Consider the following 12,780-nt stretch of genomic DNA (forward strand, 5'->3'; position numbering starts at 1 on the left):
CCAGCGAACCGGGGGGTGTGGGGGGTCGTCCCCCCTCGGGAAAGCAGGGCATGAGCGCCAGCGAACCGGGGGGTGTGGGGGGTCGTCCCCCCTCGGATGAGCAGGGCATGATTTCGGGGGAGGGGGCCGGGGTGCCGGAGTTGGGGCTCGATCTGCTGGGGATCGAGGCGGAGGCGTTCGCGGCCACGCCGACGCTGAACCTGCGGATCGGGCTGCGGCGGCTGGACGGCGGTCCGGTGCAGTGCGTCCTGCTGACCACGACGGTGACGATCGCGGCGGCGCGGCGGGAGTACGGCGACGAGGAGCGGGAGCGGCTCACCGGCGTGTTCGGCACGCCCGACATGTGGGACCGGTCGCTGCGCGGCCTGACCTGGGCGCGCGTCGGCGCGACGGTGCCGACGTTCCGCGGCGGGACGGAGACGACGCTGTCGCTGCCGTGCGGGCATGACATGCAGGTCGCGGCCGACCGCTACCTCCACGCGCTCGACGACGGCGACGTCCCGCTCGACCTCACGTTCAACGGCACGGTGTTCTACCCGGGCGAGGATGGGAAGCTGCGCACCGGGCAGATCCCGTGGCACCACGAGGCGACGGGCGTGCTGCCCGTCCAGGCGTGGCGGGACCTGATGGACCGCTACTACGGCGGTGCCCGCTGGCTCCGCCTGGACGACGCGTGCTTCGGCCGGCTGGCCGCCTACCGGGCGCGCCGCGCGCACTCCTCGTTCGACGACACGGTCGACGAACTGCTGCGGCGTGCGGAGGCGGAGCGCGAGGGAGAGCGGGCGCGCGGGGAAGAGCGGGCGCGCGGGGGAGAGGCGGCGCGCGAGGGGGAGGAAGAGTGGACCGTGTGAGGGCGGTCGCGGACACGGTCCTCTACGAGGGCTACCTGCTGTGGCCCTACCGGCGGTCGGCGCTGAAGAACCAGCGGCGCTGGACGATCGGCGGCGTCTATCCGCGCCGCTACGCCGAACGCCACGACGACCGCTGGACGGTGCACGCCGAATTCGTCCTAGATTCCGGCGCCGAGACCGGCATCGAGCCCGCCGCCGAGCCCGGCATCGAGGTCACGCTGCGTTTCCTGCACGAGGTGCACCGCCAGGTCATGGACGGCGACACCCCCGTGGACGAGCTCCACCGGGGCACGGCGACCTACACGACCTGGCAGGAGGCCCGGGAACGCGAGGTCGGCGGCGGCGTCGTCCCGTTGGCGCGCCTGCTGGACGCCCCGGTGACCATCCCGGTCGAGGTGCCGGCCGGTTCCGAGGACGAGGAGATCGGCGGCGGCGCCCGGTTCACGCGGTCGTGGGGACGCGTGACGGGCCGGCTCGACGTTTCGGCCGTCCCGGTGGAGGGCGGAGCGGTGCGGGTCCGGGTCGAGGTGGTCAACGACGGGGACGCCGATGAGCACGCCGACGCCGTCCGGGCCGGAATGCTGTCCGCCCACGTCGTCGCACGCACCGGTGGCGGGGCGTTCGCCTCGTCCACCGATCCGCCGGAGCGGCTCGCCGCCGCCGTCGCGGGATGCGCGAGCGAAGGGCTGTGGCCGGTGCTGGCGGGAAGGCCCGGCGGATACGACACGGTGCTGGCGGCGCCGATCGTCCTCTACGACTGGCCGCAGGTCGCCCCGGAGAGCCCCGGAGACCTGTTCGACGGGACGGAGATCGACCGGCTGCTCATCCTCAGCGTGCTCGGCCTGAGCGAGGACGAGCGCCGGGAGATGGCGGCGACCGACCCGAAGGCGCGCCGGATCCTGGAGCGGTGCGGCGCGCTGTCGTCCGACGAGCTGCTCGCCCTGCACGGCACCATGCGCGACCCGCGGAGGGACGCGTGGTGAACGCCAGGGCGGTCGTCGGCGGGCGGGAGCTGACCGCGGGGAGCCGGGTGCGGCTGCGGCCCCGCGGCGGCGCGGACGTCTTCGACCTCGCCCTGCTCGGCCGCACCGCGACCGTCGAGCGGGTCGAGGAGGACATGGAGGGCGGCCTGCACCTGGTCGTCGCGGTCGACGACGACCCCGGCCGGGACATCGGCCCCAGGGGCGGGCTCGGCCACCGGTTCTTCGTCCGGCTGGACGAGGTGGAGCCGCTGCCGCAGGACGCGGCGGCCCGCAAGGTCCTCGTCGCCGGGATCGGCAACGTGTTCCACGGCGACGACGGGTTCGGGGTGGAGGTCGTCCGCCGGCTGGCGGAGCGGCCGGTGCCGGACGGGGTGGCCGTCACCGACTTCGGCATCCGCGGCATCGACCTGATGTACGCGCTCGGCGACGGCTACCGGACGGCGATCCTGGTCGACGCGGCGGCGCGCGGCGAGGAGCCCGGCACCGTCTCGCTCGTCGAGCCGGAACCGGGCGCCGACGACTTCGGCGGCGCCGCGGTCGACGCGCACGGGCTCGACCCGGCGCGGGTGCTGCGGCTGGCCCGCGGCAACGGCGAGGTGCCGCCGCGGATCCTGCTGGTCGCGTGCGAGCCGTCCGCGCGGACCGGGGACGGCACCTGGGACATGGAGCTCAGCGCGCCGGTCCGCGCGGCCGTCGGCGAGGCCGTCCGGCTGATCGAGCGGCTGCTGGAGAAGGAGCTCGCGCGGGACGCGCGGGCGGGCACAGAAGGGGGATCTGTGGCATGAGGAAGGGCATCCACATCGGGCCGGGCATGGTGCGGCTGACGGTCGCGCTGCTCGCGCTCTCGCTGGCCGTCGTGGTGGTCAAGGAGATACCGGCGATGCGCAGGTACATCAAGTCCGAGTCGATGTGACACCGACGCTGACACAGGATCGGACACGGGATCGGACACGGGCCATGACGACGATCGACCGGCAGCTCGTCGGCTACCTGAAGGACGCGCACGCGCTCCAGGAGCACGTCGAGGCCACGCTGAGCGAGCTGCTCACCGCCGTGGCGGAGGAACCGGACGTCTGCCGGCGCCTCGGCCGCTACGCCGAGCGGACGCGGGCGCACACGCGGGAGATCGAGGCGCGGCTGCGGGCGCACGGCTCCGCACCGTCCATCGCCCGGGACGCGGGGCGGCTGTTCGCGGCCGTGCTGGAGGCGGGGCTGGGACGCGCCCGCCGCGACCCGGCCGGGCGCCACATCCGGGACGCCTACGTCGCCGCGCACCTGCAGATCGCGTCCGCGGAGATGCTGCGCCGCGTCGCGGACCGCGCCGGGGACGCCGAGACGGCGCGGATCGCGACGGCGCTGTGCGACGACGCGCACGCGCTGTCGGCGGAGCTGTCGGAGCGCTGGGACCTCGCGGTGGAACTGTCGCTCCGCCAGCACGGCCTGCGCGACGTCCCTCCGCCGGGCGACAGCGGGCCGAGCGGCGGTGCGCGGTGAGCGCGACGGCGGCGGAGGTCTTCGCGCGCCGCGCCGCGCCCGGCGAGGCGCTCGCGGGGGAGGCCGGAGCGATCGCGGCCGCGTGCCATGCGATGGCGGCGCGGTTCCACCGCGGCGGGCGCCTGCTCGCGTTCGGCGCGGGCGGCGCCGCCACCGACGCCCAGCACGTCGCGGTCGAGTTCGTCCATCCGGTGATCGTCGGGAAGCGGGCGCTGCCCGCGCTGTCGCTCACCGGCGACGTCGCGACCCTCACCGGGATCTGCGCCGGCGCCGGGTTCGACGACGCCTTCGCGCACCAGGTCCGCTGCTTCGGCGGGCCCGGCGACATCGCGTTCGGGATCTCGCCGGACGGGCGCTGCGGCAGCGTCCTGCGCGCCATGGAGGCCGCGCGCGGCCTCGGGATGCTCACGGTCGCGCTCGCGGGCGGCGACGGCGGGGCGCTGCCCGGGTCCGTCGACCATCTGGTGACCGTGCCGTCCACCGACCCGCGCGTCGTGAAGGAAGTGCACGTCACCGCCTACCACCTGCTCTGGGAACTGGTCCACGTCTTCCTGGAGCGGCCCGAGGTGCTCAGCGAGGAGGTGCCCGCATGACGGGAGAAGAGGCCGGCGGGGCTCGGTGCGGCGGAGACGCGCAGGACGGCCACTGCGCGACCTGCGCGGACGAGGCGCGCCCGGCCACCGTGCTCCGGCTCCTCGACGGCGGCTTCGCCGACGTCGACACCGGCGGCGGGGAGACCGAGCGGATCAGCGTGGCGCTGGTGGACGCCCGTCCGGGCGGCACCGTGCTCGTCCACGCCGGCGAGGCGATCGGGGTCGTGACGTGACCGAGATGCTCTACCCGTTCCTGTACGCGGGCGGCTCGGGGCTGGACACGCTGCTGGAGGACGTCCGGCGCTCGACGGCCGACAAGGCGAACGAGATCGTCCGGCTCCGGGAGGCCGTTCTCGCCGCGTACCGCGACGACCTCGCCGCGTGCGCCGCGCGGATGGCGGGCGCGTTCCGCGCGGGCGGCCGGCTGTTCGCGTTCGGCAACGGCGGCAGCGCCACGGACGCGCAGGACGTCGCCGCGCTGTTCCTCAACCCGGGCGGGACGGCGCGCCCGCTGCCCGCGCTCGCGCTGACCAACGACACCGCCGCCATCACCGCGCTGTCCAACGACATCGGGTTCGAGGTGGTGTTCGCGCGGCAGCTCGCCGCGTTCGGGCGGCCGGGCGACATCGCCCTGGCGCTGTCCACGAGCGGCGACTCCGACAACCTCGTCGCCGCGCTGCGGGAGGCGTCGCGGCGCGGCATGACGGTGGTCGGGCTCGCCGGCGGCACCGGCGGGCGGATGGCGGAGACGCCGGGCCTGCACCACCTGTTCGTCGTGCCGTCGTCGTCGGTGCACCGGATCCAGGAGGCGCAGACGACCGTCTACCACGCGCTGTGGGAGCTGACGCAGGCGGAACTGGCGCGAGCGGACCCGGCGCAGGCGGAACCGGCGCAGGCGGAACCGGCAGGGGAGGCGGGCTGATGTGCCTGGCGATACCGGGTGAGATCGTGTCGGTCCGGCAGGACCGGCCGGTGGCGGAGGTCGACGTCACCGGCGTCCGCCGGGCGGTCGACATCGGCCTGCTGGACGGGCAGGGGCTCGCCCCGGGCGACTGGGTGCTGATCCATGTCGGCTTCGCCATGTCCAAGATCGACGAGGCGGAGGCGCGGGCGACGCTGGAACTGCTCCAGGGCCTCGGGGACGCCTATCGGGACGAGATCGACGCGCTGCGGGAATCGGGGATCGGCTGATGCGCTTCGTCGACGAGTACCGGGACGCGGGGAAGGCGCGGGCGCTCGCCGCCTCGATCGCCGCCCTGTGCGAGCCCGGACGGCACTACAAGTTCATGGAGGTGTGCGGCGGCCACACCCACACCATCTACAAGCACGGCGTCGAGGACTACCTGCCGGAGACCGTCTCCCTCGTGCACGGGCCGGGGTGCCCGGTGTGCGTGATCCCGATGGGGCGGGTGGACGACGCCGTCCACATCGCGTCCCAGCCGGACGTGATCCTGGCGACGTTCGGCGACATGATGCGGGTCCCCGGCGGGAAGGGCTCCTTCCTTGACGCCAAGGCCGCGGGCGCCGACATCAGGATGGTGTACTCGCCGCTGGACGCCCTGAAGCTCGCCGAGCGCAACCCGTCCCGCCGCGTCGTGTTCATGGGGATCGGGTTCGAGACGACCGCGCCGTCCACCGCGATGACCGTGCTGCGCGCGGCGGCGGCCGGCGTCTCGAACTTCTCGGTGTTCTGCAACCACGTGACGATCCTCCCGGCGATCAAGGCGATCCTGGACTCGCCGGACCTGCGCCTGGACGGCTTCCTCGGCCCCGGCCACGTCTCGACCGTCATCGGCTGCCGGCCCTACGCGTTCATCCCCGGCGACTACGGCAAGCCGCTGGTCGTCGCCGGCTTCGAACCGCTCGACCTGCTCCAGTCGGTGTACATGCTGCTCACCCAGCTCGACACGGGCCGCGCCGAGGTCGAGAACCAGTACGGCCGAGTCGTCCCGTGGGACGGCAACCCGAAGGCGCTGGACGCCATCGCCCGCACGATGGAGCCGCGCCCGTACTTCGAATGGCGCGGCCTCGGGTTCATCTCGCACTCCGCGCTGCGCCTGCGGGACGAGTACGCCGCCTTCGACGCCGAGCGGATCTTCGACATCCCGGGCGGGCGCGTCGCGGACCCGAAGGCGTGCCAGTGCGGCGAGGTGCTCAAGGGCGTCCTGAAACCGTGGGAGTGCAAGGTCTTCGGCACGGCCTGCACCCCGGAGACGCCGATCGGCACCTGCATGGTGTCGTCCGAAGGCGCCTGCGCCGCCTACTACAACTTCGGCCGGTTCACCCGGGAGCGCGTCAAGGAGGCCACCCGATGACGATCCGCGAAGAGCAGGTCCTCGACCGCATCGCGCGGGCCCGCGGCCGCAGGGCCCGCCTCCGCGAGGACGCCGTCACGCTCGCGCACGGCTCCGGCGGCAAGGCCACCCGCACCCTGGTCGACGCGGTGTTCCGGGAGGCGTTCGGCAACCCGCTGCTCGACCGCCTGGACGACTCGGCGCGCTTCGCCGTCAACGGCGCCGACCTGGCCTTCACCACCGACTCCTACGTGGTGTCGCCGCTGTTCTTCCCGGGCGGCGACATCGGCGACCTCGCCGTCAACGGCACGGTCAACGACCTGGCCGTCGCGGGCGCGACCCCGCTGCACCTGTCCGCCGGGTTCATCCTCGAAGAGGGCTTCCCGGTGGCGTCGCTGCGCCGCATCACCGCGTCGATGAGCGCCGCCGCCGAGGCCGCCGGAGTCGACATCGTCGCGGGCGACACCAAGGTCGTCGAGCGCGGCAAGGCCGACGGCTGCTACATCAACACCGCCGGGGTCGGCGTCGTCCACTCCCCGCCCACCGGCGAGCTCAGCCCCGGCGACGCCGTGCTGGTCACCGGCCCGATCGGCGAACACGGCGTCACGATCATGCTGGCGCGCGGCGACCTCGACATCGAGGCCGACCTCGCCTCCGACACCGCGCCGCTGAACTGCCTGCTCGCCGACCTCGCGGCCCGCTGCCGGGGCGGCGTCCGCCGGATGCGGGACGCGACGCGCGGCGGGGTCGCGACCGTCCTCAACGAACTGGCGGCGGACGCGGGCCTCGCCGTGGTCGTGGACGAGGACGCGATCCCCGTCCACCCGGCCGTCCGGGGGGCCTGCGAACTGCTCGGCATCGACCCGCTGTACGTCGCGTGCGAGGGCCGCGCCGTCGTCGTGGTCGCGCCCGAGCGGGCGGACGCGGCCCTGGAGGCCCTGCATGCCCACCCGCTCGGCACCGGCGCCGCCGTCATCGGCCATGTGCGGGACGACCCGCCCGGCACCGTCCTGCTGAAGACGGCGTTCGGCGGCACCCGCATCATCGACGTCCTGGTGGGCGACCCGCTGCCGCGCATCTGCTGACGGTCTGCGGACCCGCTCCGAAAACAAGGCCCCGAAAAATAATTGGCGCCGCTCCGTACCGGCCTTTTACCATCGAAGAACCGGTGCGGGGTAGTGCAACGGGAGCATGCAGGTCTCATAAGCCTGGTGATGCGGGTTCGAATCCCGCCCCCGCCTCTAGTGAAAGGCGCGCCCGACCATTAGGGTGCGCCTTTCTCTTCGCCATGACACGCGGCTATTCGGAGGGGCGGAGCCTGCCGGTAGGCATCCTGGATGCGGTCGGCCATGTCCTCGTCCACGACGGGAGGCCGCCGAACGGGCGGAATGAAAAGGGTGCCGGACTGCGCGTCCCCCGCCAGTGCCTCCGCCAGCTCGTCCAGCCGCTGCCTGCGCACCATCGACCGGAGCGCAGGATGCGTCCGCGAGAACACCGAGAAGACGGCGTGCTCCGGCGGATAGAACTCCAGCAGGTAGTCGCGCAGCCCGGCGAAATGCTCCGGCGTGCGCGCCCCCGCCTGGTACGTCGGGTCGGCGATGGACGTGACCTGCCAGATCACGCACGCCACGTCGTCCTGCAGCGGCCGCCTCCGCAGCAGCAGGTCGGTGGCGTCGTACATCTGCAGCCCGTCCGCCGAGAAGTCGTACCCGAGGTCGACCATGAGGGTGTCGAGCGACGAGATGCCCGGGACGACGTCGCCCCGCAGGTCCAGCAGCGGGGTCGCGCGCCGGATCAGCGTCGTCGGGAAGCAGAACGCCCACGGGTGGCCGTAGGTCGCGAAGCAGACCGGCGGCTCCTCCAGCGCGGCGGCCACGGCCGCCGCCATCCGCCGGTAGGTGGTCAGCCGGTCGTGCCCCTCCTCGTACAGGGACAGCAGGCTGGTCACCCGAGGGCAGAGCGTGCCGAGGTACTCCGCGACGCCCGGCGTCGAGTCGACCGGGAAGACCCGCGACGACCGCCGGACGACCGCCTCCGCCTCCGCGTCAGATGGTGCACGCCGGTGATCGATCGCGGGCGGCCGCTTCCAGTTCCCCGACCACGTCACCTGGAACGACCCCGGCGACCTGACCACGTAGCCGAGCCGGTTGGCCATCAGCAGCGGCAGGCAGTGCCGCGCGTGCCCCTTGGTCCGCTCGTCCTCGTCCCGCCAGTCGCGGTGGGCGCCGGTCTGTGCGGAAGGTTACGGCGCCGGTCGAACACCCTGAAGGCGGCCGGGAGAAGAAGGCCAGGAAGGGCCAAACGGGCGACACCCGGCCGCCTCCGACGTAGGCGCCTCGCTCAGCGGGCCCGTTCGGCGTCCACGACCAGCAGCGACTTGCCGATCGTGGCGCGCGCGGCCAGCGCGCGGTGCGCGTCCGACGCCCGCTCCAGCGGATAGGTGGCCCCGACCACCGGCCTCAGCCGCCCCTCTTCGGCCAGTTCGAGCACCCGGCCGAGCGATTCGCGCACGGTCGCCTCGTCCGGAGGCCCGTCCATCAGCGGGGTCAGCACCCGCACGGCCCGCCGCCGGGCGACCTCCTTGTCCGGGTCGGTGAAGCCCTCGGCGGTGCCGTAGGTGACGAACCGTCCGCCGTCGGCCACGGTCTCGAAGGCTTCCAGCCCCAGCCGGCCCCCGGCGCCGTCGTAGGCGAGCGCGACCCCGCCCCCGGTCGCCTCACGGACGCGCTCGACCCAGCCCTCCTGCGTGTAGTCGACGACGACCTCCGCGCCCAGCTCACGCGCGAGCGCCAGCTTGGCCTCACTCGACGCGGCCGCCACCACCCGCGATCCCGCGTCGACCGCGAGCTGCACCAGCAGCGACCCGGCGCCACCGGCCGCCGCCGACACGAGGACCCATTCCCGCTTCTCGGGCACGCCCAGCCGCGCCATCATGAGCGCCGTCACCCCGTCGTGGACGAGCGCCGCCGCCGTCTCGGCCGTCAGCCCGCCGGGCACCGGCATGATCTCGCCCGCACCGGCGACGACCTGCTCGGCGTAACCGGTCTCGGTCCGGACGACGACCCGCCGCCCGACCCACGCCGGATCGACGCCTTCGCCCGTCCGCAGCACCTCGCCCGCTCCACCGCCGCCCGGCACGTACGGGAGCGTCCGGGGGAAGATGTCCTGGCCCCAGCCGCTGCGGAGCAGGGTGTCCAGGAAGATGACGTCCGCCGCGGCCATGCCGACGACGACCTGCCCCGGCCCCGGCACCGGATCCGGCACCTCCGCCGGCTCCAGCACCTCCGGCCCGCCGAACTCCCTCACCTGGATCGCACGCATGGCACTCCCCTTCTCGTCGAAACCATGTCGTCCCACCCTTCAACCTCAACCAATGTCGAGGTCAAATGCCGCTAAGATCATGCGCGCGTTGACCCAAAGGAGACGATCATGGCCGGCCCCTCACCGGAGCAGATCGAGCACTATGTGCGCCTGTTCGAACGCCTGAGCCAGCTGCCGCCGGACCCCGGCGCCACGGAGAACCTGTGCTGGACGGTGGTCCGCGGGCCGGGAATGACCGTCCAGGAGGCGGTGCGCCGCCTGAACGGCGACCCGGCCGCCCTGACCACGCGCCGACCGGCCGAGGACTCCGACGACTTCGACCTCGACGAGGGCGTGTTCCTGGAACAGCGCGGCGACGCCGTCGTCATCGTCGGCTACCTCACCGACATGTCGGAGGTGGAGGTGCTCCAGCGCCTGAGCCGGGGCGCCACCCTGCACACGGTCTTCTGGATGATCAACAACTACAGCGGGCTCCTCCACCTCGTCGACGGCGAACTGATCACCGAGGTGGACCCGCTGGACCCGACGAACCCGCAGGGCGCCGACCCCGACGCGCTGAACGACCATCTGGACGCGCTGCGCGCCCTCCACGCCCAGCCCCTTCCCGGCCCGGACTGGGAGACCGCGATGGCCACCCTGGAGTCGCTGACCGGCGAGAGACTCGACATCGACTGGTTCACCCGTCCCCAGGCATACGCCGAGACCGGCCGCTAACCCTTTCGGTCAACCTCAGGCGCCGACGGTGCCGTCGACGGCCTCCCGGATGAGGTCGGCGTGCCCGTTGTGCCGGGCGTACTCGTGGATCATGTGCAGCATGACGAAGCGGAGCGAGACGTTCTGGTCCCAGCGGGGCTGGTAGACGACCAGGTCGAGGGACGGGGCGGCCTGCTCGATGCGGCGGGCGTGGTCGACTTCGGTCTGCCAGGCGGTGAAGGCTTCCTCGCGGGTGCAACCGGCGGGGTCGTAGGCGGTCTGGTAGTCGTCGGCGTGGGACCAGACGTTGGGCAGGTCTCGCTCACCGTTCACGGCCTTGCGGAACCAGGTGCGCTCGGCCTCCGCCATGTGACGGACCAGCCCGAGCAGCGACAGCGATGACGGCTTCGAGGCTGGTACGCGCAACTCGTCGTCGCTGAGCCCGTCGCATTTCCAGGCGAGAGTGGCGCGATGGAAGTCGAGGCTGGCGCGGAGCATGGCCCGCTCGTCTGCGATGAGCGGCACGTCGGGTCGTTCGGTGGTCACTGGCGGCAGCCTAACCCGCGTGCGATCTGGGGGATGTGGGGGACTTGGGGGATGTAAGGGGCCTGGGGGATCTAGGGGGCTGGGGGCCAGGGGCCTGGGGGATCACTCCGCTGAGGTTCGGTGTCGAGTGTTGGGTGTTGGGTGTTGGTGGAATTGTGGTGGGGGCGGCGCTGCGTACGGGGCCGCCCCTCCAAAGTCAAGGGCGCCTTCGGCGTCGCTTCGCGATGGGACTTCGTCCCACCCTTGACTTTGGAGCCTCTGCGGCCCCTGAGTGCAGCTTTCGTCGGGCAGGCTCCGCCTGCCCTCTGCCCGACGCGCCGCCCCCACCCCATACAGGAACCACATCCCCATCACCCCCAAGCACTAGAAGGCCGCGGCCTGCTCTTGCCCGGTCTTGGTCAGGGTGGGCCGCCTCAGGCGCCCCGACTTGGTCGGAGTGTGGCGATGGGCCTCTGCCGGGGCGGTGGGTGCTGCCGGGGTGAGGGGGTGGCTGCCCGGCCGGAGCTGGTGGCACGGCCGGATGCGGCTCGCCGATCACACGGCTTCAGTGCCAGTGCGGTAGGTGGGCGGGAGGGTGTGGGCAGGCGGGCCCGGCCCGTGCCGCCGGGGCGGCCGGGCTCGGGCGGTGGTCTGGTGATCAGGCGGCTTGGGACCAGGTGGGTGGTGGGCGCCCGGGTTCGGAATCTCCGCCCGCCTGGAGTGTTCGAGTGCCGGGCGGGTGGAGCCGGTAGGTGTACCGGCCGTCCTGCGCCTTGGTGATGTGGAGTCGGTCGGGGTGGGTGTGTTTGTAGCGGTTGTGCCAGCCGCAGGTGAGGGCGAGTTTGTCGATGTCGGTGGGGCTGTTGCCGAGGGCCCAGCCGTGGACGTGGTCGACCTCGCACAGCGTGCCCGGTACTTCGCAGCCCTGCACCGCGCAGGTGTCGTACAGCGTTTCCAGGACTTGGCGTTGGGAGGCGTTGGCGAACCTGACCCGATGGCCGAGGTAGAGCGGCGTGTTGCCGGTGCCGAGCAGGAGGGGCGAGACCCCCGCCGTGAGCGCGATCCTGCGGGCCTGGGCTGCCGGGATCGGGGTGCCGTCGGTGAGGCGTGCGGGGGTGGTGCCGCCGGTGAGGGTGTCCAGGTCGCAGATGACGGTGACCTTGGTGGCCCTGTGCCCACCCGCCAACACACCGGTGAGCGCCGCCGCCGTCCGCTCCGACAGATCACGCCGGTCGTCAGCCCCGGCGGGCTTGGCCAACGGGCCCAGGGTGCCGTCCCAGATCGCGGCGTCCTCGGCGTTCAACCAGCCCTTGATGTAGCGGCCACCGTCCAGCGACCGGGTCGAGTCGATCCAGGACCGCTCATACCCCCGCTTCACGTCCTCGGGGGCTTGCTCGCGTCCGTCGCGTTCGGCGATGACGTCGCGGATCCGCTTACCGAAGCTGGCGACCTTCCCCGCGGAGAAGCCCTTGTCGACCATGTCCAGCAGGATGTCCTCAGCGGCCGGGCAGTCGTCATCGTCCAGGCGGGCGGTGGCTTCGGCGATCGTGGCGGCGTATCCGGTCGACAGTTCACCGGTGGTCCATCGCTCGGTGACCTCTGTCAGGCGGTGGCGCTGGCGGGCCAGGGTCAGCCGTTCCTTGGCGCGGGATTCGCGCATGCCCATGCGGGACCGCAGCCAGGAGCGGGTGGAGGGGAAACCCCACCGCTGCACCTCCCGGGCGCTGTCCACCACGCCGACGAGTCCGGCCAGTGCGGCCTCTTGTAGATCGTTGGCGGTGGCGAGTTCTTCGGCGAGTTCCAGGCAGGTGGCTGGGGAGTCGGGGGTGGTGCGGGAGGCGAGTGCTGCGGCGATCGCCGATACCGCGTGCACCAATTCCATGGTGGACGCGGCGTCGGGGTCGACCGCAATCAAACTCATGTATCCATGATATCCGGCCGGAGGCTGCTTTGTGCTCTCGAACTAGAATTCGACCATGATTCTTTTGGGGGATTCTTGATCATCATCGGGTGTTATCGCAAATGC

Annotated in this window: 15 protein-coding genes, 1 tRNA gene and 1 pseudogene; 13 read left to right on the forward strand and 4 right to left on the reverse strand. The window is 72.7% G+C overall.

Translation table 11 applies throughout. The annotated features are described in order from the left end of the window. Positions 1-107 precede the first annotated feature (107 nt). From CHF16_RS16360 to CHF16_RS16410, 12 genes are all read left to right on the forward strand, one after another. The gene (locus tag CHF16_RS16360) at positions 108-851 is read left to right on the forward strand and encodes a DUF6084 family protein (protein WP_143228003.1); all 744 of its coding nucleotides are present in this window, start codon (positions 108-110) and stop codon (positions 849-851) included. Then, a complete protein-coding gene (locus CHF16_RS16365) occupies positions 839-1,834 on the forward strand; it encodes a hypothetical protein (protein WP_089326908.1) in 996 nt (331 codons plus the stop codon). Before CHF16_RS16360 ends, CHF16_RS16365 begins: the two co-directional genes overlap by 13 nt. Next, on the forward strand, positions 1,828-2,619 hold the full coding sequence (locus tag CHF16_RS16370; protein WP_245868616.1) for a hydrogenase maturation protease: 792 nt from the start codon (positions 1,828-1,830) through the stop codon (positions 2,617-2,619). The genes CHF16_RS16365 and CHF16_RS16370 overlap by 7 nt, the downstream gene beginning before the upstream one ends. After that, positions 2,616-2,747 (forward strand): DUF6893 family small protein, encoded by a 132-nt coding sequence (locus CHF16_RS41865; protein ID WP_281259363.1) that lies wholly within the window; start codon positions 2,616-2,618, stop codon positions 2,745-2,747. The genes CHF16_RS16370 and CHF16_RS41865 overlap by 4 nt, the downstream gene beginning before the upstream one ends. Positions 2,748-2,791: 44 nt before the next feature. Continuing rightward, positions 2,792-3,328 carry a DUF892 family protein gene (locus tag CHF16_RS16375; RefSeq protein WP_089326909.1) on the forward strand — a complete coding sequence of 179 codons (537 nt, stop codon included), beginning with the start codon at positions 2,792-2,794 and terminating at the stop codon, positions 3,326-3,328. Then, complete coding sequence (locus CHF16_RS16380) at positions 3,325-3,921, forward strand: D-sedoheptulose-7-phosphate isomerase (protein ID WP_245868619.1); 597 nt, start codon at positions 3,325-3,327, stop codon at positions 3,919-3,921. Before CHF16_RS16375 ends, CHF16_RS16380 begins: the two co-directional genes overlap by 4 nt. Beyond that, positions 3,918-4,154 (forward strand): HypC/HybG/HupF family hydrogenase formation chaperone, encoded by a 237-nt coding sequence (locus CHF16_RS16385; RefSeq protein WP_089326910.1) that lies wholly within the window; start codon positions 3,918-3,920, stop codon positions 4,152-4,154. The genes CHF16_RS16380 and CHF16_RS16385 overlap by 4 nt, the downstream gene beginning before the upstream one ends. A 5-nt stretch (positions 4,155-4,159) precedes the next feature. After that, on the forward strand, positions 4,160-4,843 hold the full coding sequence (locus CHF16_RS16390; protein ID WP_089327017.1) for a D-sedoheptulose-7-phosphate isomerase: 684 nt from the start codon (positions 4,160-4,162) through the stop codon (positions 4,841-4,843). Next, positions 4,843-5,112, forward strand: a complete 270-nt coding sequence (locus CHF16_RS16395; RefSeq protein ID WP_089326911.1) for a HypC/HybG/HupF family hydrogenase formation chaperone — start codon at positions 4,843-4,845, stop codon at positions 5,110-5,112. Before CHF16_RS16390 ends, CHF16_RS16395 begins: the two co-directional genes overlap by 1 nt. Next, positions 5,112-6,236 (forward strand): hydrogenase formation protein HypD, encoded by a 1,125-nt coding sequence (gene hypD, locus CHF16_RS16400; protein WP_089326912.1) that lies wholly within the window; start codon positions 5,112-5,114, stop codon positions 6,234-6,236. The genes CHF16_RS16395 and hypD overlap by 1 nt, the downstream gene beginning before the upstream one ends. Continuing rightward, positions 6,233-7,300, forward strand: a complete 1,068-nt coding sequence (gene hypE, locus CHF16_RS16405) for a hydrogenase expression/formation protein HypE (RefSeq protein WP_089326913.1) — start codon at positions 6,233-6,235, stop codon at positions 7,298-7,300. Before hypD ends, hypE begins: the two co-directional genes overlap by 4 nt. Before the next feature lie 84 nt (positions 7,301-7,384). Next, positions 7,385-7,456, forward strand: a tRNA-Met gene (locus tag CHF16_RS16410). A gap of 23 nt (positions 7,457-7,479) precedes the next feature. On the opposite strand, the pseudogene CHF16_RS16415 reads toward CHF16_RS16410, so the two are convergent. Together CHF16_RS16415 and CHF16_RS16420 are read right to left on the reverse strand one after the other, a co-directional pair. Next, positions 7,480-8,427, reverse strand: a pseudogene (locus CHF16_RS16415) (DUF6065 family protein); the annotation flags it as partial. A gap of 128 nt (positions 8,428-8,555) precedes the next feature. Then, positions 8,556-9,536: a zinc-binding dehydrogenase gene (locus CHF16_RS16420; RefSeq protein WP_089326915.1), complete on the reverse strand. Its 981-nt coding sequence runs from the start codon at positions 9,534-9,536 to the stop codon at positions 8,556-8,558. Between the two features lie 108 nt (positions 9,537-9,644). Between CHF16_RS16420 and CHF16_RS16425 the strand changes: the two genes are divergently transcribed. After that, positions 9,645-10,250, forward strand: a complete 606-nt coding sequence (locus CHF16_RS16425) for a DUF6461 domain-containing protein (RefSeq protein ID WP_089326916.1) — start codon at positions 9,645-9,647, stop codon at positions 10,248-10,250. A 15-nt stretch (positions 10,251-10,265) separates the two neighbouring features. On the opposite strand, the gene CHF16_RS16430 is transcribed toward CHF16_RS16425, so the two are convergent. Together CHF16_RS16430 and CHF16_RS16435 are read right to left on the reverse strand one after the other, a co-directional pair. Beyond that, positions 10,266-10,775 carry a DinB family protein gene (locus CHF16_RS16430; RefSeq protein WP_089326917.1) on the reverse strand — a complete coding sequence of 170 codons (510 nt, stop codon included), beginning with the start codon at positions 10,773-10,775 and terminating at the stop codon, positions 10,266-10,268. A 637-nt stretch (positions 10,776-11,412) separates the two neighbouring features. After that, a complete protein-coding gene (locus CHF16_RS16435; RefSeq protein ID WP_089326918.1) occupies positions 11,413-12,675 on the reverse strand; it encodes an HNH endonuclease signature motif containing protein in 1,263 nt (420 codons plus the stop codon). Between the last annotated feature and the right edge of the window lie 105 nt (positions 12,676-12,780).

The organism is Actinomadura meyerae (assembly GCF_900188445.1).
GTDB lineage: Bacteria > Actinomycetota > Actinomycetes > Streptosporangiales > Streptosporangiaceae > Spirillospora > Spirillospora meyerae.

Coding starts and splice junctions, on each gene's coding strand:
- CHF16_RS16360 (WP_143228003.1), top strand. CDS start 108: ATGATTTCGGGGGAGGGGGCCGGGGTGCCGGAGTTGGGGCTCGATCTG.
- hypE (WP_089326913.1), top strand. CDS start 6,233: ATGACGATCCGCGAAGAGCAGGTCCTCGACCGCATCGCGCGGGCCCGC.
- CHF16_RS16435 (WP_089326918.1), bottom strand. CDS start 12,675: ATGAGTTTGATTGCGGTCGACCCCGACGCCGCGTCCACCATGGAATTG.
- CHF16_RS16390 (WP_089327017.1), top strand. CDS start 4,160: ATGCTCTACCCGTTCCTGTACGCGGGCGGCTCGGGGCTGGACACGCTG.
- CHF16_RS16375 (WP_089326909.1), top strand. CDS start 2,792: ATGACGACGATCGACCGGCAGCTCGTCGGCTACCTGAAGGACGCGCAC.
- CHF16_RS16420 (WP_089326915.1), bottom strand. CDS start 9,536: ATGCGTGCGATCCAGGTGAGGGAGTTCGGCGGGCCGGAGGTGCTGGAG.
- CHF16_RS16395 (WP_089326911.1), top strand. CDS start 4,843: ATGTGCCTGGCGATACCGGGTGAGATCGTGTCGGTCCGGCAGGACCGG.
- hypD (WP_089326912.1), top strand. CDS start 5,112: ATGCGCTTCGTCGACGAGTACCGGGACGCGGGGAAGGCGCGGGCGCTC.
- CHF16_RS16425 (WP_089326916.1), top strand. CDS start 9,645: ATGGCCGGCCCCTCACCGGAGCAGATCGAGCACTATGTGCGCCTGTTC.
- CHF16_RS16385 (WP_089326910.1), top strand. CDS start 3,918: ATGACGGGAGAAGAGGCCGGCGGGGCTCGGTGCGGCGGAGACGCGCAG.
- CHF16_RS41865 (WP_281259363.1), top strand. CDS start 2,616: ATGAGGAAGGGCATCCACATCGGGCCGGGCATGGTGCGGCTGACGGTC.